General features: G+C 72.1%; 16 protein-coding genes and 2 tRNA genes. 14 read left to right on the top strand and 4 right to left on the bottom strand.

Going from position 1 to position 18,193, the window contains the following annotated elements:
* The first annotated feature begins 97 nt into the window (after positions 1-97).
* The 6 genes from gyrB (at position 98) to ACYVID_RS12140 (ending at position 6,049) form a co-directional block, all read left to right on the top strand.
* Positions 98-2,185 (top strand): DNA topoisomerase (ATP-hydrolyzing) subunit B, encoded by a 2,088-nt coding sequence (gyrB, locus tag ACYVID_RS12165; protein ID WP_460737362.1) that lies wholly within the window; start codon positions 98-100, stop codon positions 2,183-2,185.
* A gap of 64 nt (positions 2,186-2,249) precedes the next feature.
* Positions 2,250-4,994, top strand: coding sequence for a DNA gyrase subunit A (gene gyrA, locus ACYVID_RS12160; RefSeq protein WP_460737360.1), 2,745 nt, complete (start codon positions 2,250-2,252; stop codon positions 4,992-4,994).
* Positions 4,994-5,551, top strand: coding sequence for a DUF3566 domain-containing protein (locus ACYVID_RS12155; protein WP_460737358.1), 558 nt, complete (start codon positions 4,994-4,996; stop codon positions 5,549-5,551). The genes gyrA and ACYVID_RS12155 overlap by 1 nt, the downstream gene beginning before the upstream one ends.
* A gap of 119 nt (positions 5,552-5,670) precedes the next feature.
* Positions 5,671-5,744: transfer RNA gene (locus ACYVID_RS12150), tRNA-Ile, on the top strand.
* Positions 5,745-5,805: 61 nt separating this feature from the next.
* Positions 5,806-5,928 (top strand): DLW-39 family protein, encoded by a 123-nt coding sequence (locus ACYVID_RS12145; RefSeq protein WP_300640132.1) that lies wholly within the window; start codon positions 5,806-5,808, stop codon positions 5,926-5,928.
* Positions 5,929-5,976: 48 nt separating this feature from the next.
* A tRNA-Ala gene (locus ACYVID_RS12140) sits at positions 5,977-6,049 on the top strand.
* Between the two features lie 140 nt (positions 6,050-6,189).
* Here ACYVID_RS12140 and ACYVID_RS12135 read toward each other — a convergent pair.
* A complete protein-coding gene (locus ACYVID_RS12135; protein ID WP_460737356.1) occupies positions 6,190-7,662 on the bottom strand; it encodes a plasmid pRiA4b ORF-3 family protein in 1,473 nt (490 codons plus the stop codon).
* 68 nt (positions 7,663-7,730) lie between these two features.
* Here ACYVID_RS12135 and ACYVID_RS12130 point away from each other — a divergent pair, with 68 nt between their 5' ends.
* Together ACYVID_RS12130 and ACYVID_RS12125 are read left to right on the top strand one after the other, a co-directional pair.
* Positions 7,731-8,903, top strand: coding sequence for a hydroxymethylglutaryl-CoA reductase (locus ACYVID_RS12130; RefSeq protein WP_460737354.1), 1,173 nt, complete (start codon positions 7,731-7,733; stop codon positions 8,901-8,903).
* A gap of 94 nt (positions 8,904-8,997) precedes the next feature.
* Positions 8,998-9,945 (top strand): hypothetical protein, encoded by a 948-nt coding sequence (locus ACYVID_RS12125; protein ID WP_460737352.1) that lies wholly within the window; start codon positions 8,998-9,000, stop codon positions 9,943-9,945.
* 201 nt (positions 9,946-10,146) lie between these two features.
* On the opposite strand, the gene ACYVID_RS12120 is transcribed toward ACYVID_RS12125, so the two are convergent.
* Together ACYVID_RS12120 and ACYVID_RS12115 are read right to left on the bottom strand one after the other, a co-directional pair.
* Positions 10,147-10,875 (bottom strand): sterol desaturase family protein, encoded by a 729-nt coding sequence (locus ACYVID_RS12120; RefSeq protein ID WP_460737350.1) that lies wholly within the window; start codon positions 10,873-10,875, stop codon positions 10,147-10,149.
* Positions 10,872-11,603 (bottom strand): FadR/GntR family transcriptional regulator, encoded by a 732-nt coding sequence (locus ACYVID_RS12115; protein WP_460737348.1) that lies wholly within the window; start codon positions 11,601-11,603, stop codon positions 10,872-10,874. Before ACYVID_RS12115 ends, ACYVID_RS12120 begins: the two co-directional genes overlap by 4 nt.
* A gap of 103 nt (positions 11,604-11,706) precedes the next feature.
* On the opposite strand from ACYVID_RS12115, the gene ACYVID_RS12110 reads away from it, so the two are divergent.
* The 4 genes from ACYVID_RS12110 (at position 11,707) to ACYVID_RS12095 (ending at position 14,954) form a co-directional block, all read left to right on the top strand.
* Complete coding sequence (locus ACYVID_RS12110; RefSeq protein WP_460737346.1) at positions 11,707-12,495, top strand: SURF1 family protein; 789 nt, start codon at positions 11,707-11,709, stop codon at positions 12,493-12,495.
* Positions 12,492-12,911 (top strand): DUF3817 domain-containing protein, encoded by a 420-nt coding sequence (locus ACYVID_RS12105; protein ID WP_460737345.1) that lies wholly within the window; start codon positions 12,492-12,494, stop codon positions 12,909-12,911. The genes ACYVID_RS12110 and ACYVID_RS12105 overlap by 4 nt, the downstream gene beginning before the upstream one ends.
* A gap of 34 nt (positions 12,912-12,945) precedes the next feature.
* Entirely contained in the window at positions 12,946-13,782 is an 837-nt protein-coding gene (locus ACYVID_RS12100; RefSeq protein ID WP_460737343.1) for a patatin-like phospholipase family protein, read from the top strand.
* Between the two features lie 173 nt (positions 13,783-13,955).
* Complete coding sequence (locus ACYVID_RS12095) at positions 13,956-14,954, top strand: 1-acyl-sn-glycerol-3-phosphate acyltransferase (RefSeq protein WP_460737341.1); 999 nt, start codon at positions 13,956-13,958, stop codon at positions 14,952-14,954.
* A gap of 149 nt (positions 14,955-15,103) precedes the next feature.
* Here ACYVID_RS12095 and ACYVID_RS12090 read toward each other — a convergent pair whose 3' ends face one another.
* The gene (locus ACYVID_RS12090; RefSeq protein ID WP_460737339.1) at positions 15,104-15,811 is read right to left on the bottom strand and encodes a hypothetical protein; all 708 of its coding nucleotides are present in this window, start codon (positions 15,809-15,811) and stop codon (positions 15,104-15,106) included.
* A gap of 162 nt (positions 15,812-15,973) precedes the next feature.
* Between ACYVID_RS12090 and ACYVID_RS12085 the strand changes: the two genes are divergently transcribed.
* Together ACYVID_RS12085 and ACYVID_RS12080 are read left to right on the top strand one after the other, a co-directional pair.
* Positions 15,974-16,486 carry a peptidylprolyl isomerase gene (locus ACYVID_RS12085; RefSeq protein ID WP_460737337.1) on the top strand — a complete coding sequence of 171 codons (513 nt, stop codon included), beginning with the start codon at positions 15,974-15,976 and terminating at the stop codon, positions 16,484-16,486.
* Positions 16,483-17,403 carry a rhomboid family intramembrane serine protease gene (locus ACYVID_RS12080; RefSeq protein WP_460737335.1) on the top strand — a complete coding sequence of 307 codons (921 nt, stop codon included), beginning with the start codon at positions 16,483-16,485 and terminating at the stop codon, positions 17,401-17,403. Before ACYVID_RS12085 ends, ACYVID_RS12080 begins: the two co-directional genes overlap by 4 nt.
* Positions 17,404-18,193: the final 790 nt, after the last annotated feature.

The raw sequence follows: 18,193 nt of genomic DNA, 5'->3' as shown, positions 1-18,193 counted from the left end.
GTGGAGGCCACTGACGGGCTAGTATGGGATGCAGGTCGCCTCGGGCGACCTGTTGTGTGCCACGGCTCGTCGCAGAGCCCGCAGAGATGGAGCGCGTGTGTCCGAGGACAGCCAGGTCGAGACCCCTGCGGCGAGCACCCCGCAGCCCCCCAACGGCGTGGAGTACGACGCCTCGGCGATCCAGGTCCTCGAGGGTCTCGAGGCGGTCCGCAAGCGCCCGGGCATGTACATCGGCTCCACCGGCGAGCGCGGCCTGCACCACCTCATCTGGGAGATCGTCGACAACGCCGTCGACGAGCGGATGGCCGGTTACTGCGACCGGATCGTCGTGACCCTGTGCGCCGACGGCGCGATGAAGGTCGAGGACAACGGTCGCGGCATCCCCACCGACACCGCCCCCGGCCAGGAGCTGCCCGCCCTGACGCTGGCACTGACCGTGCTCCACGCAGGCGGCAAGTTCGGCGGCGGCGGCTACAAGGTCTCCGGCGGTCTGCACGGCGTGGGTGTCTCGGTCGTCAACGCGCTGTCGACCAGGGTCGTCGCCGAGGTCAAGAACCGCGGCCACCTGTGGCGCCAGACCTTCAGCCTCGGCGTCCCCGACGGCCCGCTGGAGCAGGTGCGGCCGATGGAGGACGGCGAGCGCACCGGCACCACCATCACGTGGTGGGCCAGCCCGGAGATCTTCGAGACCACGACGTACAACCTCGAGACCATCACCCACCGCATCCGCGAGATGGCCTTCCTCAACAAGGGGCTGGAGATCGTCGTGCGCGACGAGCGCGAGGGCGCGGAGGCGGTGGCCGAGGCCGTCGAGGACGACACCGTCGACTCCAGCGAGGAGGGTGCCGCCGCGCCGCAGCGCTCGGCGGGTGCCCTGGAGCAGGTCTTCCGCTACGACAACGGCCTGGTCGACTTCGTCAACCACCTCAATCGCACCAAGCACGCCGCGAACCCCACAGTGATCTCCTTCGAGGCCGAGTCGCCCGACGACGTCGAGAACCACATGAGCCTCGAGGTGGCCATGCAGTGGACCGACACCTACACCGAGTCGGTCCACACCTTCGCCAACGCGATCAACACCGCCGAGGGCGGCACCCACGAGGAGGGCTTCCGCGCCGCGCTGACCAGCCTGGTCAACAGCCGCGGCGAGGACTGGGGCCTGATGAAGAAGCCCGAGGACAAGGTCAAGGGCGAGGACATCCGCGAGGGCCTCACCGCGATCATCTCGATCAAGCTCGCCGAGCCGCAGTTCGAGGGCCAGACCAAGGGCAAGCTCGGCAACACCGAGGCCAAGGGCTTCACCCAGCGCATCGTCGGCGACCAGCTCGGTGCGTGGTTCGAGGAGAACCCGGCCGAGGCCAAGGAGATCATCCGCAAGGCCCAGGCCGCGGCGCAGGCGCGCAACGCCGCCCGCAAGGCCCGCGACCTCGCCCGCGACCGCAAGGGCCTGCTCGGTCGCGCCGGCCTGCCCGGCAAGCTCTCGGACTGCCAGTCGACCAACCCCGCCGAGTGCGAGGTCTTCATCGTCGAGGGCGACTCGGCCGGTGGCTCGGCCCGTCAGGGCCGCGACCCGAGGATCCAGGCGATCCTCCCGATCCGCGGCAAGATCCTCAACGTCGAGAAGGCCCGCATCGACAAGGTCCTGGCCAACACCGAGGTCCAGTCGATCATCTCCGCGCTCGGCACCGGCATCACCGACGAGTTCGATCTCGACAAGCTGCGCTACCACAAGGTCGTGCTGATGGCCGACGCCGACGTCGACGGCCACCACATCAACACCCTGCTGCTGACGCTGCTCTTCCGGTTCATGAAGCCGCTGATCGAGCACGGCCACGTCTTCATGGCCCAGCCGCCGCTCTACCGGCTGCGCTGGAACAAGCCGCACGAGCACGAGTTCGTCTACTCCGACTCCGAGCGCGACGCGCTGCTGCGCGAGGGCCAGGCCGAGGGCAAGAAGCTGCCCAAGGAGAACCCGGTCCAGCGCTACAAGGGTCTGGGCGAGATGAACGCCAAGGAGCTGTGGGAGACCACCATGGACCCCGACAACCGGCTCATGCTCCAGGTCACCCTCGACGACGCCGCGCACGCCGACGAGATCTTCTCGATCCTCATGGGCGAGGACGTCGAGCAGCGCCGCTCCTTCATCCAGCGCAACGCCAAGGACGTCCGCTTCTTGGATATCTAGGCCGCTAGCAGTCTCTAGCGCCAGCCCTAGACATCCGTAGAACCGAGCAGAAAGCCACAGACACGTGACGCAGACCCCCACCGACGGCGGCGCTCCCACCGGCGGCCGGATCGAGCCGGTCGAGCTGCAGACCTCCATGCAGCGCGCCTACATCGACTACGCGATGGCCGTCATCGTCGGCCGGGCCCTGCCCGACGTGCGTGACGGGCTCAAGCCGGTGCACCGGCGCGTGCTCTACGCGATGTACGACGGCGGCTACCGTCCCGACCGCGGCTTCTCCAAGTGCAGCCGCGTCGTGGGCGACGTCATGGGTCAGTACCACCCCCACGGCGACACCGCGATCTACGACACCCTCGTGCGTCTCGCCCAGCCGTGGGTCATGCGCGCTCCCCTGGTCCAGGGGCAGGGCAACTTCGGCTCGCCCGGCAACGACTCGGCCGCGGCCATGCGGTACACCGAGTGCCGGATGGCGCCGCTGGCCATGGAGATGGTCCGCGACATCGAGAAGGAGACCGTCGACTTCCAGCCCAACTACGACGGTCGCTCCGCCGAGCCCGTCGTGCTCCCCTCGCGCTTCCCCAACCTGCTGGTCAACGGCTCGGCCGGCATCGCGGTCGGCATGGCCACGAACATCCCGCCGCACAACCTGCGCGAGATCGCCGCCGGCGCCACCTGGGCGCTCCAGCACCCCGACGCCACCCGCGAGGAGCTGCAGGACGCACTCGTCGAGCGGATCAAGGGCCCCGACTTCCCCAACGGCGCGCTCATCGTGGGCAACGCCGGCACCGAGCAGGCCTACCGCACCGGACGCGGCTCGATCACCCAGCGCGCGGTCATCGAGGTCGACGAGGACGCCCGCGGCAACACCTGCCTGGTCATCACCGAGCTGCCCTACATGGTCAACCCGGACAACCTGGCGCTGAAGATCGCCGAGCTCGCCGACTCCGGTCGTGTGCAGGGCATCCGCGACGTCCGCGACGACACCTCCGACCGCACCGGCCAGCGCCTCGTGGTCGTGCTCAAGCGTGACGCGGTGGCCCGGGTCGTGCTCAACAACCTGCTCAAGCACACCGAGCTGCAGACCAACTTCAGTGCCAACATGCTGGCCCTGGTCGACGGGGTGCCGCGCACCCTGACCATCGACCAGTTCATCAGCAACTGGGTCACCCACCAGGTCGACGTCATCGTCCGGCGTACCCAGTTCCTGCTGCGCGAGGCCGAGAAGCGCGCCCACATCTACCGCGGCCTGGTCAAGGCGCTCGATGCCCTCGACGAGGTCATCGCGCTGATCCGCCGCTCCCCCGACGTCGACGACGCGCGCCAGGGCCTGATGGACCTGCTCGACATCGACGAGGTCCAGGCCACCGCCATCCTCGACATGCAGCTGCGCCGCCTCGCGGCCCTGGAGCGGCAGAAGATCGTCGACGAGCTGGCCAAGATCGAGGCCGAGATCGCCGACTACGAGGACATCCTGGCCAGCCCCGAGCGGCAGCGGCAGATCATCGTCGACGAGCTCGGCGAGGTCGTGGAGAAGTACGGCAACGAGCGCCGCACCCAGATCATCGCCGCCGACGGGGACCTCTCGATGGAGGACCTCATCCCCGACGAGGAGCTGGTCGTCTCGATCACCCGCGGCGGGTACGCCAAGCGCACCCAGCGCGCGCAGTACCGCACCCAGAAGCGCGGCGGGAAGGGCGTGCGCGGCGCGACCCTGCGCGGCGACGACGTGGTCGAGCACTTCATCGCCACGACCAACCACCACTGGCTGCTCTTCTTCACCACCGCCGGGCGGGTCTACCGCACGAAGGCCTACAACCTCCCGGAGGCGGCCCGCGACGCCAAGGGCGGGCACGTGGCCGGGTTGCTCTCCTTCCAGCCCGACGAGTCGATCGCGCAGGTCCTGGCGATCCGCGACTACGACCAGGCGCCGTACCTCCTGCTCGCCACCCGCAACGGCCTGGTCAAGAAGACCCGCCTGGCCGACTACAACTCCCCGCGCCAGGCCGGCGTCATCGCGATCAACTTCCGCGAGGAGGACGACGAGCTGATCGGCGCCGAGCTGGTGCACGGCGAGGACGACGTCCTGCTCGTCTCGCGGATGGGCCAGGCGATCCGGTTCCGCGCCGACGACACCCAGCTGCGCCCGATGGGCCGGGCCACGTCGGGTGTGACCGGCATGAAGTTCCGCGAGGGCGACTCGCTGCTGTCGATGTCGGTCATCCGCGCCACCCAGGTCGCGGCCGAGGAGGCCGCCGGTCTCGCCGAGCACGACGAGGAGTCCGCGGCGGTCGAGGCGACCGCGGAGCAGGTGGCCGAGGTGAAGCCGCAGTACGTCTTCACCATCACCGACGGCGGCTACGCCAAGCGCACCCGGATCTCGGAGTACCGCCTGCAGTCCCGCGGCGGTCTGGGGATCAAGGCGATGGCGCTGACCAACGCCGACCGCGGCGGTCTCGTGGGTGCCTTCATCGTCGAGGACGGCGACGAGGTCCTCTCGATCACCGCCTCCGGCCAGGTCGTGCGCAGCCCCATCGACGAGGCCTTCCGCCCGACCGGCCGCTCGACCCAGGGCGTGAAGTTCGTGACGCCCAAGAAGAAGGACACCGTCGCGGTCGTCGCTCGTTCGGTCGAGGCGGCCGAGGACGAGGAGTCCGACGAGGGCGCCGAGTCGGGCGCCGAGCCGGGCGCCGAGGGTGTGGAGCTGTCCTCGCAGGGGGAGGCTCCTGCGGACGCCAGTGCAACAATCGAGGCCGACGCCCCCGGCACCGAGGCATCCGAGCCCGAGGCATCCGACACTGAGGACGAGTGATGACGGACCGATCCACCGAGCAGCGGACCACGCGTCCGGTGCCCGCCCGCGGACCGGAGGACACCGTGACCCGGCCGGCGCTCGCCGACCGGGTCAAGGAGCGGCTGGCCCGCGCCGGTGACGAGCACCAGGCCAACAAGGACGCCGCCCCGGCCGCAGCGACGCCGGCCGCCGCCGCGGGCCGTGCCCCCCGCCGGGCGCGGCTGCGCCTGACCAGGGTCGACCCCTGGTCGGTCATGAAGACCTCGTTCCTGCTGTCGATCGCCTTCGGCATCGTCACCGTGGTCTCGGTGCTCATGGTGTGGACCGTGCTCGACCGGGCCGGCGTCTGGGAGTCGATCAACGCCACCGTCACCGACATCGTCGGCGAGGACTCCGCCTCGGAGTTCGACATCGAGAACTACATCGGCACCTCGCGCGTCCTCGGCTTCACCATGCTCGTGGCCGCGATCGACGTCATCATCCTCACCGCGGTCGCCACGCTGACGGCGTTCCTCTACAACATGTCCGCCGCACTCCTCGGTGGCGTTGAAGTCACCCTCGCCGAGGACAACTGACCTGCGCCGCCCCGGGGCGGCTCGGCGGCGCCCACCCGTTTTGGGAGGGTGAGCGGCGCTGTTGTAGTGTCCCCCTCGGTCCGGCGATCGCGTCGGGCTGCCGCCGGTCCGCCGGCAGCGGGCCTATAGCTCAGACGGTTAGAGCGCTTCCCTGATAAGGAAGAGGTCACAGGTTCAAGTCCTGTTAGGCCCACTCCACCCCCGGGCCTCGGCCCCCACGGGTCGGGTCCCGGAGAGACACCGAGGAGACCCCCGTGAAGAAGATCGTCATGGTCCTGCTCGCCGTCGGCGGCGCGCTCGTCGCCCGACGCAAGCTCGAGGAGTCCAAGGCCGAGCAGGCCCTGTGGGCCCAGGCCACCGACCCGGTCAACAGCTGACCTCACGCTTCTCAGCACCACTCGCACGGCGTACGCCGCCGTGCACCCGGGGCCTTGGCGCAATTGGTAGCGCACCTGCTTTGCAAGCAGGGGGTTAGGGGTTCGAGTCCCCTAGGCTCCACCGAAGTTCTCTCGCCCTCGGCGACGGGGGTGCAATTGGTAGCGGCTCGGTCATCCTGGGCTGCGCAAGCAGGGGGTTAGGGGTTCGAGTCCCCTAGGCTCCACCGACTCACCGACTCACCGACTCGGTGACACCCGGCCTCACCAGGGCGCCAGCGCCGCGCGGGCCAGCTCGACGGCCACGGACGAGAGCCGGCGCGACGACCGTCCCGCCCGCGACGGGTCGTCGTCCCGCACCGCCACCTCCGTCAGCGCGCTCGTGACCTCGGAGATCGCCCAGGCGGCGGTGTCCGGGCTGATGGGGTGCGTGCCGCGTTCGCGCCAGCCCAGCCACGTGAGGGCGTCGGCCAGGCGGTGCTCGTGGTGGCCGCGCGGCTCCGAAGCGACGTACAGCAGGGCGAGCAGGCGGGCCTGGACCTCGAAGGCGTCCACGGACCCCGACACCAGGTGCAGCCGCAGGTGCTCCCACAGGGCCGAGGGGTCGGCGACGGCGCGGCGACCGGCGGGGGTGAGCACGAGGCGGCCCTGGTGCTTGCGCAGCAGCCGCATGCGCTGGAGCTCGGCGCGCAGCTCGCGCACGGGCCAGGTGAGGTCCTCCCGGTTGGCCCTGCCCAGCCAGTGGGAGCACGAGGGCAGGACTGCCGCGGCGGCCGCCACGTCGACCGGCCTGAGGTAGCCGGCGGGTGTGAGCGGCAGCCCCCCGTCCTGCGCGCGCTGCAGGAACCACCGGTGGCCGGCCAGGTGTGAGAGCAGGATGGCCTCATCGGGGACCTCGCCGCGTGACGGTGGTCCGGTGACGCCTGCGACCTCGGCGACGCGGGCGAGCAGCTCCGGTCCGACCGGCGTGGCACGCAGCCGGCCGAGCAGCTCGGCGAGATCCGGCCTCAACGCCAGCAGCGCGGTGCTCGCGGCGACCAGCCGGTCGACCCCGGCAGTGTCGAAGGCGTTCGGGTCCTCGAGCAGGCCGACGAGGTCGGCGACGTCCCGCACCCCGCCGCAGTCCTCGGGCGGGGCGGCGCGCTCGCCGTCGAGGCACGCCGCGGGGGGCGTCGTCGTCCCGACGGGCGCGACCTCCTCGAGCACCAGCACCAGGTCCCACTCGTCGCCGTAGTCGTAGACGTAGTGCAGGACGTCCCCCGGCTCGACCAGCACCTCGTCGAGGGTGACCTCGGAGTCGGGCGTCCCCAGGTCGTCCCCCTCCACGGCGTCGAAGGGGCACAGGAACCACTCGGCCCGAGGGTCGAAGCAGTCGCCTCCGATCGCGAAGCGGTGCAGGTGCCCGCCTGCCCAGCCGTACGCCGCCTGCAGCACGTCGTGGACGGCCGCGAGCGTCAGGTCCGAGCGCAGCGCGAGACGTCGCCAGATCGGCGGGGCCGCGCCGACCAGGTCGACCCGGACCCGCAGGAGCACCGGGGTCGCTCGCCGCGCCCGGCGCAGGTGCGGGTTGGTGGTGCGCCGGGCGAACGGGTCGGCGCCCGTCGCGCTCCCGAGGCTTCGCAGCCCGGCCACGTCGGGTGCGGCGACCATCGCGGCGAACTGCCGCAGCACCTCGTCGGAGTCGCCGGGCTGGTCAGGACCGTCCGGGCCGCCGAGGCCGTCGTCGGGGGTGGGCACGGACCCATCGTAGGAACCGCGCGTCGAGGTGACGCCGGAGCGGGACCGCGTCACTAGGCTCGCTGCTCGTGACGCTGCCCACGATCCCCCGCGACCGCGACGACGACTACGGGGCGCAGGCCATCGCGGCGCGCCGGACCTACGCCGAGGAGCAGACCGGTGCCCGGCTCGAGCACGTGTCGTCGTACTCGCTCGAGCCGAGCACGCTGCCGGGCAACATCGAGAACTTCCTCGGCGTCGCCCAGGTGCCGATCGGGCTGGCCGGGCCGCTGCTGGTCAACGGCGAGCACGCCCACGGTGAGTTCCTCGTGCCGCTCGCCACCACCGAGGGCACCCTCGTGGCGTCGTACAGCCGGGGGATGAAGCTGTGCCGCGCCGCCGGCGGGATCACCACGACGGTGCTCGACGACCGGATGCAGCGCGCCCCCGTCTTCAGCTTCGCCAGCGCCCGCGAGGCACGTGACTTCAAGGTGTGGCTGGACGCGCACGTGCCGGAGGTCGCCGCCGCGGCCGAGGCCACGACCGGCACCGGCAAGCTGCTCGACATCCAGACCTTCGGCGCCTCGAAGCTGCTCTACACCCGGTTCAACTACTCCACCGGTGACGCGGCGGGGCAGAACCTCACCGGCAAGGCGACCTTCGCGGCGTGCGCGTGGATCAAGCAGCACTACCCCGGGGAGCTGCACTTCCTCCTCGAGGGGCAGTTCGCCACCGACAAGAAGACCTCGGTGGTCAACATGCTCCACACCCGCGGCAAGCGGGTCGTCGCCGAGATCACCCTGCCCGCGGCGCTGGTCGAGGAGCAGATGCACGTCTCCACCGACAAGCTCTACGCGGCACGCATGCGCGGGCAGCTCGGCTCGATCATGTCGGTGACCAACAACAACGGGAACCACTCGGCCAACGGGATCACCGCGATCTTCATCGCCACCGGCCAGGACGTCGCCAACGTGGCGGAGTCCTCGGCGCTCTACGGCTTCTCCGAGCTGCTGCCCAACGGGGACTTCTACGCCTCGGTCACCCTGCCCTCGCTCATCGTGGCGACGTACGGCGGCGGCACGGGCCTGGCCACCCAGCGGGAGTGCCTGGAGCTGCTCGGCTGCTACGGCAGCGGCGGGGTCCTGAAGCTGGCCGAGATCATCGCCGCGACCGTCCTGGCCGGCGAGCTGTCGCTCGGCTCGGCCGTCGTGGCCGAGGAGTGGGTGCAGGCGCACGACGACCTCGGGCGCAACCGTCCCTGAGCGGGTGGACGCCGGCCACGCCCCGCGGCGTGGTCCCCGTCTCGGTCGGGCCGAAGTCACGGTCCGGAGGTCCCCGGGGTGGCACACTCTGCCCGTGCGTGCGACTCGTCCCGGGAGGGTCGGCGGCCGGGTGGCCGCCGGCGCCGTCGTGCTCGCCCTGGGCGCCGCCCTGACCGGGTGCAGCGGGGAAGACGCGCCCCCGCGCGGCGTCGAGCCCCCGGGTCCCGTCGCGACCCAGACGGTGAGTGCCGACTCGGTGACCCCGGCCCAGCGCGCGCTCCCGCACGTCCCCCTGGACGTCACCGCCCTGACTGTCACCGACTTCGACCGCGCCGCGACGCAGCTGGGGCTGCTCGAGCTGTCCAGCGACCTGCCCGCCGGCGAGCGCGCCGACTTCTGGGACCGCGCCCAGCGCGAGACCGCGATCCTCTCCGACGGCCTCCTGCGCCCGGTCGGCCCGCAGCTGCTGCGCGACCACAGCTTCACCCAGGAGGACGTCGGCTGGGAGGCCCGCCTCTTCGACGCCGAGGGCCAGGAGGTGGGCTGGATCCTGGGCCTGCACCCGATCATCGACCCCCGGGCCGTCGAGGAGGCCGTCGAGGCCGGGGTCGGCCCGCTGGCAGACGCGGTCGTCGACGTGGACAGCGGCCTGGTGCTCTCCGGCGCTGCGGTCGACGTGGAGGTGGGCGAGTCCTGGGCGTCCGAGGACGCCACGGGGATGCTCGTCACCGGCACGGCAGTCGGCACCTACGTCGAGCGCGGCTGCGTCCCCGCACCGGCCGGTGCTGCCGGGCTCGAGCCGCTGACGGCGTACGCCGTGAACCTGGAGGGGACGCTGGCCACCATCCGGCTCGGCGAGGACCGCGGCGACCTGTTCGCGCGGGTCGCCCTCGCCGAGGAGTCGCCCGAGGTGGCGCGGGCCTTCGAGGGCGGCGTCGCCGACCCCGGCTCCGGCAGGATCGGCTACCGCCTCGTCGACCCCGTCGCCGCCGCCGAGCTCACCCTGCGCCGCGGGCTCCCGTTCGCCGCCTGCGCCGACTGACCCCCGCTCACTCGGCACCCGTTCGAGGGTGACTCGGCGCTGTTTCAAGGGTGACTCGGCACCGGTTCGAGCGTCACTCGGCGCCGATTCGAGGGTGAGTCGGCGCGCGCCGACCCACCCTCGAATCCGTGCCGACTCGGACTCGAACCAGCGCCGAGTCACGCTCGAATCCGTGCCGACTCAGCGAGCGACCGGGCGGGCTCAGGCGTCCTGGGAGTGCAGCGCCTTGACGGTCGGCGAGGAGCGGACGGTGCCCGGGTCGGGGTAGGTGCCGAGCAGCCGGTCGGCGGTGCCCGCGGTGACGACGGCGAACCAGTAGTGCTCGTTCTTGTAGTGGTGTAGCCGGTGGTTGCGCCAGATCGCGCGGTAGACGCGGGTCCGCGGCTTGTAGTCGCTGTGCACGAGGTAGTGGGTCCACTCGTAGCCGAGCGCGACGGCGTACGTCGTCACCAGGACCGTCCAGCCCCAGGTGGCGCTCGGCGCGAGCCACCACGACAGCAGCGCCAGCGAGACGATCATCCCGACGAGCGAGCGGAACGGGATGAAGACCAGCGGCAGGTCGCGCGGGTCCGCGTGGTGGGCGCGGTGCTCGCGGGCCAGGTGCGGGTCGATGACCAGGCGGCCGATGCTGCGCGGCTTCCAGTGCAGGACCACCACGTGCACGGTCCACTCCAGGAGCGGGAAGATCGCCAGCAGGACCGCGGGCACCAGCAGCTCCCACCAGGTGCCCGGGCCCGCGAGGACCCGGCCGGTGACCGCGACGACCAGTGCGGCGGTGATGACCGGCGGGCTGGGGTGGCGCCAGAACTGGCGGAAGGCGCCGGAGAGCGGGAGGGACTGGCGGCGGCGCGCCTGGCCGGTGATCCGGGCCTCGTCGGCGGCCACCTGGGCCTCCGCCTCACGCTCGATGCGGGGATCGACACGGGTCATCGGACGGCTCCTGTCGGGTCGAGGGTGCCGAGCGCGCCGAGGATGGTGTCGGTGGCGGGTCGCAGGACCCGGTCGGCGGCAGCGCGGGCGACCTCCGGGTCGCCGCTGGCGATGGCCGCGACGAGCAACCGGTAGGCCTCGACCTGACCGACCTCCAGCGCCATCACGGGGGCGAGCGCCTCCAGCGCGGGCTCGTACGCCGCGCGCAGGCTGTTGAACATCAGTCGGAAGACCATCGAGTCGGCCGCGTCGACGACCTGGTCCCACAGCTCGAGGGCGTGCACCTGGCGCTCGACGTCGTCGTCGGTGGCACCGAGCCGGTCCACGACCTCGTCCAGCATCGCGGCCAGCGTGGGGCCACCCCGTTCGGCGGCCATCGCGGCGACCGCCGGGCCCACGGCCAGCCGCGCCTCCAGGACGCTGCGGGCCACCGCGGTGTCCAGGCCACCGGCACGGACCAGCAGGCGGGGGAGCAGGTCGAGGCCGGCGTACCTCTTGAAGTCGCGGACGGTCGTGGCCTCGCCCTGGCGGACCTCGACCAGCCGGGTGTCGGCCATCCGCTGCAGGGCTTCGCGCACGGCGGGGCGCGAGACGCCGAGGACCTCGGCCAGCCGGCGCTCGCTGGGCAGCTGCTCGCCGGGGGCGAGGCCGCCGTCGACGACCTCGGCGAGGACCTGGTCGAAGACCTCGTCGGGCACCGAGCGGCGGGTCACGGGGGTCAGGGGCACGGGACGACCGTAGGCGGGCAGGTGCCAGAGGTCAAGTGGTCAGACCAGTAGTGGTGATGGCACCGCCGCGAGACGGCTTCGGCCGCGCTCGTACCCTGGAGTCGTGCCCTCCGTCCTCGCCCCGCGCTACTGGGGCGCGCACCTGCTCGCGCTGCTCATGGTGGCCGCGGCGAGCGGGCTGGGCTGGTGGCAGTGGGACTCCTACCAGGCGCGGCGCGACGCCGAGGCCGTCGACCTGACGCAGGTCGAGCCGATCCCGCTCGCCGAGGCGATGGGCCCCGACGACCCCTTCCCGGGTGAGTACGTCGGCCAGCCGGTGCTCGTGGAGGGCAGCTGGCTCCCCGAGGGCACCGTCTACGTCTCCGGGCGCGAGCACGAGGGGCGCGACGGGTTCTGGGTGGTGACCCCGCTGGCCGTGGGTGCCGCCACCGACCCCGCGCTCCCCGTGGTGCTCGGCTGGTCGCCCAGTGTCGAGGAGGCCCCGGCGGCGCCGACCGGCCCGGGCGCGGTCACCGCCTGGCTGCAGCCGACCGACGGCACGGGCGAGGTCGACACCGACCGCACCGACGACGTCGTCCCGCAGGTCCGCACCGCCGACCTGATCCAGCACGTCGACCAGGACCTCTACGGCGCCTACGCCGTCCTCGACCAGGAGCGCACCGAGCCGCTCGAGGCGGCCGCCACCCTGGCGCCCGCCGACCTCGAGGAGCTGCCCCCGCCGGCGGGCGGCACCGGCCTGCGCAACCTGCTCTACGCCCTGGAGTGGGTGGTCTTCGCAGCCTTCGCGGCCTTCGTGTGGTGGCGCTACGTGCGCGACGTCACCCGCCGCCGCGACGAGGAGGACGCGGCCGCGGAGCCGGCGTCCGACACCCCGGTACCGTCGGGCACGTGACGCACGAGCTCCCCGACGACCTCCGCACCCCGCTGCGGGCCTACCGCACCATGGCCGCGATCGTCGGCGTCCTGCTGGTGGTGCTGTGCCTGGTCGGCCTGCCGCTGCACTACGGCTACCTCGTCTCCGACGCACCCTGGCTGGCCAAGGACACCGGTGCCGGCTGGGAGCTGGGCTCCAACATCTCCGCGTACCTCGGGGTCGCCCACGGCTGGCTCTACATGATCTTCCTGTTCAGCGCCTTCTGGCTCTCGCGCCGGGCCGACTGGGACATCCCGTTCACCGCCGTCACGCTGGTCAGCGGCACCGTGCCCCTGCTGAGCTTCTGGGCCGAGCACCGCGCCACCCGCCGCGTGCGCGCCGAGGCCTGGGCCGACGCCGGGTCGACCGGGCCGACCGCGCCCGCCGCCGGCTGAGCCGTCCACGGACCGCCTTGCCCGGACCCCGCCCGTGACCACGCCCCGCACCGCCTTCGTCCTCGGGGGCGGAGGCGCGCTCGGGGCCGTCGAGGTCGGCATGCTCGGCGCCCTGCTCGACCGCGGCATCACCCCCGACCTGGTCCTCGGCACCAGCGTCGGTGCGCTCAACGGCGCCTTCGTCGCCCAGGACCCGCACCCCGGCGTCGTGGACCGGCTCACCGACCTGTGGCAGGGCGTCGCGGCCTCCTCCAAGGAGGTGTACGGCGACAACCCGCTGCGCGCGGTCCGGCGGGCCGTCGTGACCGGCACCCACGTGTGGTCGGCGCGGCCGCTGGCCACCCGGCTGCGGGAGGAGCTCGGGGAGGTGACCTTCGCCGACCTCGCGGTGCCGCTCCAGGTCTGCGCGGCCCACATCGAGCGGGCGGCCGAGCACTGGTTCGACTCCGGCGACGTCGTCGACGCGGTGGTCGCCAGCGCCGCCGTGCCTGGGCTGCTGCCTCCGAAGCGGATCGACGGCGAGCACTACCTCGACGGCGGCATCGTCAACTCCGTGCCCGTCGCCCGGGCCCACCAGCTCGGCGCCACCCGGATCTTCGTGCTGCAGGTCGGGCGGATCGACCGGCCGCTGCGCCCGCCGCGCCGACCGTGGGACGTCGCGCGGGTCTCCTTCGAGGTCGCGCGCAGGCACCGGCTGCACCGTGAGCTCGACGAGCTGCCCGAGGACGTCGAGGCCCACGTCCTGCCCGCGGGCGGCACCTCCGAGCGCGACGACTCGGTCTTCGCCGGGCGCGACTTCCGTGCCGTGGCCGACAAGATCCGGCTCAGCCGGGAGGCGGGGGCTGCGTACCTCGACGCCCACGGGCTGTGACGCCGCGCCGTACGCCGGGTCCGACCGTGCCTCGGCGAGCCGGCGCACGTCTCCGGAAGGACGCGCCGGGTCGACCGGGCTGGCACCCCGCGGTGGTCGCGGGTGCGGGTCGCGGGGCGCCGCAGGTGGTGTGATGGGGCTGTGAGGTCCAGGTGAGGGTGCTGCGGCGGGCGGTGAGCGTGCCGCTGGTGCTGGCCCTCACCGTGCTCGTGTGGACCACGCTGCCCCTGTGGGTGCTGGGGGCCGCGGCGGCCTCGCCCTTCCTGCCCGGTCGCTGGCGTGCGCCGCGGTTGCTGTGGATGGTCGTGCTGTACCTGACCATGGAGGCGGTGCTGCTGCTCGTCCTCCTGGGCCTGTGGCTGGCCTCGGGCTTCGGGCGGCGGATCCGCACGCCGTACTTCGAGGGCATCCACTACGACCTGGTGCAGGGCGTGATGGCCCTGCTCTTCTCCGAGGCGCGGCGGGTGCTGCACCTGGAGGTCGTGAGCCAGGGCTCGGCCCCGGACGCGCACCCCGGCGTGCCGATCCTGGTCTGCTGCCGGCACGCGGGCCCCGGTGACTCCTTCACCCTGATCCACACGCTCATGGCGTGGTACAGCCGCGAGCCCCGCGTGGTGCTCAAGGCGACGCTGGCCTGGGACCCGGTGATCGACACGCTGCTGCACAGGATCCCCGCGCGGTTCATCACCCCGGGCCGCGGCACGGACCTCGAGGCCGAGATCGCCGCGCTGGCCACCGGCCTGGACGAGGACGACGCGTTCGTGATCTTCCCCGAGGGCGGCAACTTCACCGACGCCCGCCGCAGCCGGGCGATCGAGCGGCTGGACAGGCTCGGGCTGCACGCGATGGCGCGCCGCGCCGAGGAGATGGTGCACGTGCTGGCGCCCCGGCCCGGGGGGCTGCTGGCCGCCCTCGACGCGGCACCCGAGGCCGATGTCGTGCTGGTCGCCCACACCGGGCTCGACCACGTGATGACCGTCGGCGACATGTGGCGCGAGCTGCCCATGGACAAGCGGATCACGATGAAGTGGTGGCAGGTGCCGCGCGCGGAGATCCCCACCGACCGCGAGGCCCGGATCGAGTGGCTCTACGACTGGTGGGCCCGCATCGACGACTGGGTCGAGCAGCACCGGCCCGAGGACCTCGAGCCGTCCCGGCGCCGTCGTACCTGACCCGTCCACGCAGGGAGGTCGAGCGGGCAGAACTTCTCGGCAGGTCCTGCCCGTTCGGCCGTCCCCACGGCCCGGCCCCGGGAACGACGAACCGGCAGGCCCCCGGGTGGGGGACCTGCCGGCTCGGTGAGGCTGGTGGTGCGGAGGCGCTACTTCTTGTGCGCGCCACCGTCGAGGTCGACGGTGGTCGCGGGGTCGTCGGGGGTGGTGACCTCGTGCGCGCCCTCGGCGCTGTCGGCCAGCGCCTCGTCGGGCGAGGAGCCGCCGGGGTCGTCGCCGGCGACGACGGCGGCGTCGACGTCGGGCTTCACCGGCGCCGGCGCCTTCGGCGGCGGGGAGGGCACATAGGACGACTGCCACGCGGAGGAGTCCTGGCCGCCCTGGAGCTTGCGGGCCACGACGGCCACGACACCGGCGATGCCGCCGATGAGGACCAGCTTCTTCAGCTTCGAGCCCTTCTTGGGCTGCTCGCCCTTGAGGTCGGCGACCTTGCCGGACACCTTCTCCGAGACCGCGGAGCGCGCGTCGTCGAGGGTGACGCTCGCGCGGTCGCCGAGCTCGTGGCCCTTCGCGGCGGCGAAGGCGGTGCCGGAGGCGACGTACGGCGCGGCCTTGCGGCGGGCGTCGGCCAGCGCGGGGCCGGCCTTCTCGCGGGCCTCGGTGCCGAGCTCGACGGCCTTGTCACGGGCCTCGAGGAGGTAGGGGGTCGCCTTGGTGCGGGCGTCGGCGATCGCGGGACCGGCCTTCTCCCGAGCCTCGGACAGGGCAGCCTCCACCTGGGGACGGACGGTGTCGACCACCGACTCCACGTAGTCCCCGGCCTGCTCGATGAAGGACTTCTTCCTGCGCAGACGCATCCGCGTCACTTCCTCTCCTCGGTTCGTGCCGTTCCGGTCCATCTGACCACGCGGTCCCCACCCGGGTCCCCGGAGGGATGGTTGTCGCGCGTGCGAGGATCGTCGCGTACGACGGGTCCCCGTCGTACACCCCGGTGTACCCCGAACGCGCGAAAGGCAGTCATGGCTGACCCGCAGGCAGTCCTCAAGACCAACCGAGGCGACATCACCCTCAACCTCTTCCCCAACCACGCGCCCGAGACGGTCGCCAACTTCACCGGGCTCGCGACCGGCGAGAAGTCCTACGACGCCGGCAACGGCCGCAGCGGCCCGTTCTACGACGGCCTGGGCTTCCACCGCGTCATCGCGGGCTTCATGATCCAGGGCGGCTGCCCGCTGGGCACCGGCACCGGCGGCCCGGGCTACACCTTCAAGGACGAGCCGCACCCCGAGCTCACCTTCGACAAGCCCTACCTGCTCGCGATGGCCAACGCCGGCCCGGGCACCAACGGCTCGCAGTTCTTCATCACCGTCGGCGCGACCACCTGGCTGAACTTCAAGCACACCATCTTCGGCGAGGTCGCCGACCAGGCCTCGCGCGACGTCGTCGACGCGATCGCCGCGACCAAGACCGGCCCCGGCGACCGTCCGGTCGACCCCGTGGTCATCGAGTCCGTGGAGATCAAGGAGGCGTGACCCAGCCTCCGACTCCCGAGACCGGGGTGCCTGTCTGCTACCGGCACCCCGGTCGGGAGTCCCACATCCGCTGCCAGCGCTGCGAGCGGCCCATCTGCCCCGACTGCATGCGCGACGCCGCGGTGGGATTCCAGTGCCCGGACTGCGTGGCCCAGGGTGCCAAGCAGACCCGCTCGGGCCGCACGACGTACGGCGGCATGCGGCCCACCGACGCCAGCGCGACCTCCATCGGGCTGATCGCGGTCAACGTCGGCGTGTGGCTCGCCATCGCGCTCACCGGCGGCGGTGCCAGCCGGCTCGTGGAGCTGCTCGGGCTGCGCCCCGACGGGCTCTGCGCGATCGGCGGCCTCTACGACCTGCGGCTGTCGGAAGACCTCTGCCAGCGCGGCGGCACCTGGCTGCCCGGCTTCGTCGACGGGGCCTACTGGCAGGTCCTCACCTCGGGCTTCGCCCACATCGACCTGCTCCACATCGGCTTCAACATGCTGGCCCTCTACCTGCTGGGCCCCCAGCTGGAGCACCTCTTCGGCCGCGCGCGCTTCCTCGCGCTCTACCTGCTCTCGCTGCTGGCCGGGTCGGTCGCGGTGCTGTGGCTCAGCCCCGACTACCAGCTCACGCTCGGTGCCTCGGGTGCGATCTACGGGCTCTTCGCGGCCTTCGCCGTCTGCGTGCGCAAGGTCGGTGGCGACCTGCGCCAGATCGGCGCGCTGCTCGCGGTGAACCTCTTCATCACCTTCGCCTTCCCCAACATCTCCTGGCAGGGCCACCTCGGCGGCTTCGCCGGCGGCCTCGTGGTCGCCGCGCTGCTGGTCTACGCCCCCCGGGGCAAGCGCCGCACGGCGTACCAGGTCGGTGGGCTCGTGCTCGTCGGGCTCGTCCTGGTCGTGACGATACTGCTGCGGCTCGCCGTCGCCTGAGGTCCGCCCGGGCCGTCGGACCGCCGGAAGGTTCAGCGGCGCCCCGCTGAACCTCACGGTCCCCCGGTGCAGGTGCAGGTGCAGGTGCAGGTGCAGGTGCAGCGGCGCGGCGTGACCTTCAGCGGCGCCCCGCTGAACCTCACCCACCTCGTCGAGCCCGCGCCTCGGTCGCCCGGCGCGAGTGCACAGGTGTGGAGAGTTCTGGGGATAACTACACGCGTGTAGTTCGTCCACAGGACTGTCCCCAGATGTGCAGAACCGCCCGCCACCACGAGGGTGATGCCGCGGCGCAGACAATCTGCAAACGGTGCCAGCAAAATGCAAGATGTGGCAATTTGAGCGCCCACCGAGGTCAGTTGGGGCCCGTAGGCTAGGTAGTGGGCGAATCGGCGGGGTACTTGCGAACGTGTGTTCATGCAGGTCCTCGACGGGTGCACCGACGGGTGCAGGCCCACTGCCCGTAGGGCCCCACCCTTCGTGAGAACCCGTTTTCGCAGGTCAGGGCGAATCGCGACGTTTCGTAACGCCCAAACCTTGACGTGCACTGCGCGCACTGCACCTGCTTGGCGCCGGGCTTGGTCTTATCAACCAGCGCCTTCATGTCCTCGCGCGACCCCGCGGCCAACAGGTCTCCGAATTCTTCCCACCCGACACCGGCGAGCCCCATCTGCCCGTCAGGGGCGTAGCCATCGCCGACCACTCGCGGAGCATCTGCGAAACCGACGGTTTCGAGGTCGCGCAGTAGGGCGAGCACTGATGGTGCCGAAGGACCGGCGGACCTCCAGACGAT

The sequence above is a fragment of the Nocardioides ginkgobilobae genome (assembly GCF_054781275.1).
Note: the sequence above shows the minus strand (reverse complement) of the source record. Positions and strands in the feature narration are given on the sequence as shown.

What these genes read in the sequence shown, in the direction of transcription:
- ACYVID_RS12155 (WP_460737358.1), top strand. Translation starts at nt 4,994, where the DNA reads ATGACGGACCGATCCACCGAGCAGCGGACCACGCGTCCGGTGCCCGCC.
- ACYVID_RS12120 (WP_460737350.1), bottom strand. Translation starts at nt 10,875, where the DNA reads ATGACCCGTGTCGATCCCCGCATCGAGCGTGAGGCGGAGGCCCAGGTG.
- ACYVID_RS12090 (WP_460737339.1), bottom strand. Translation starts at nt 15,811, where the DNA reads ATGCGTCTGCGCAGGAAGAAGTCCTTCATCGAGCAGGCCGGGGACTAC.
- ACYVID_RS12085 (WP_460737337.1), top strand. Translation starts at nt 15,974, where the DNA reads ATGGCTGACCCGCAGGCAGTCCTCAAGACCAACCGAGGCGACATCACC.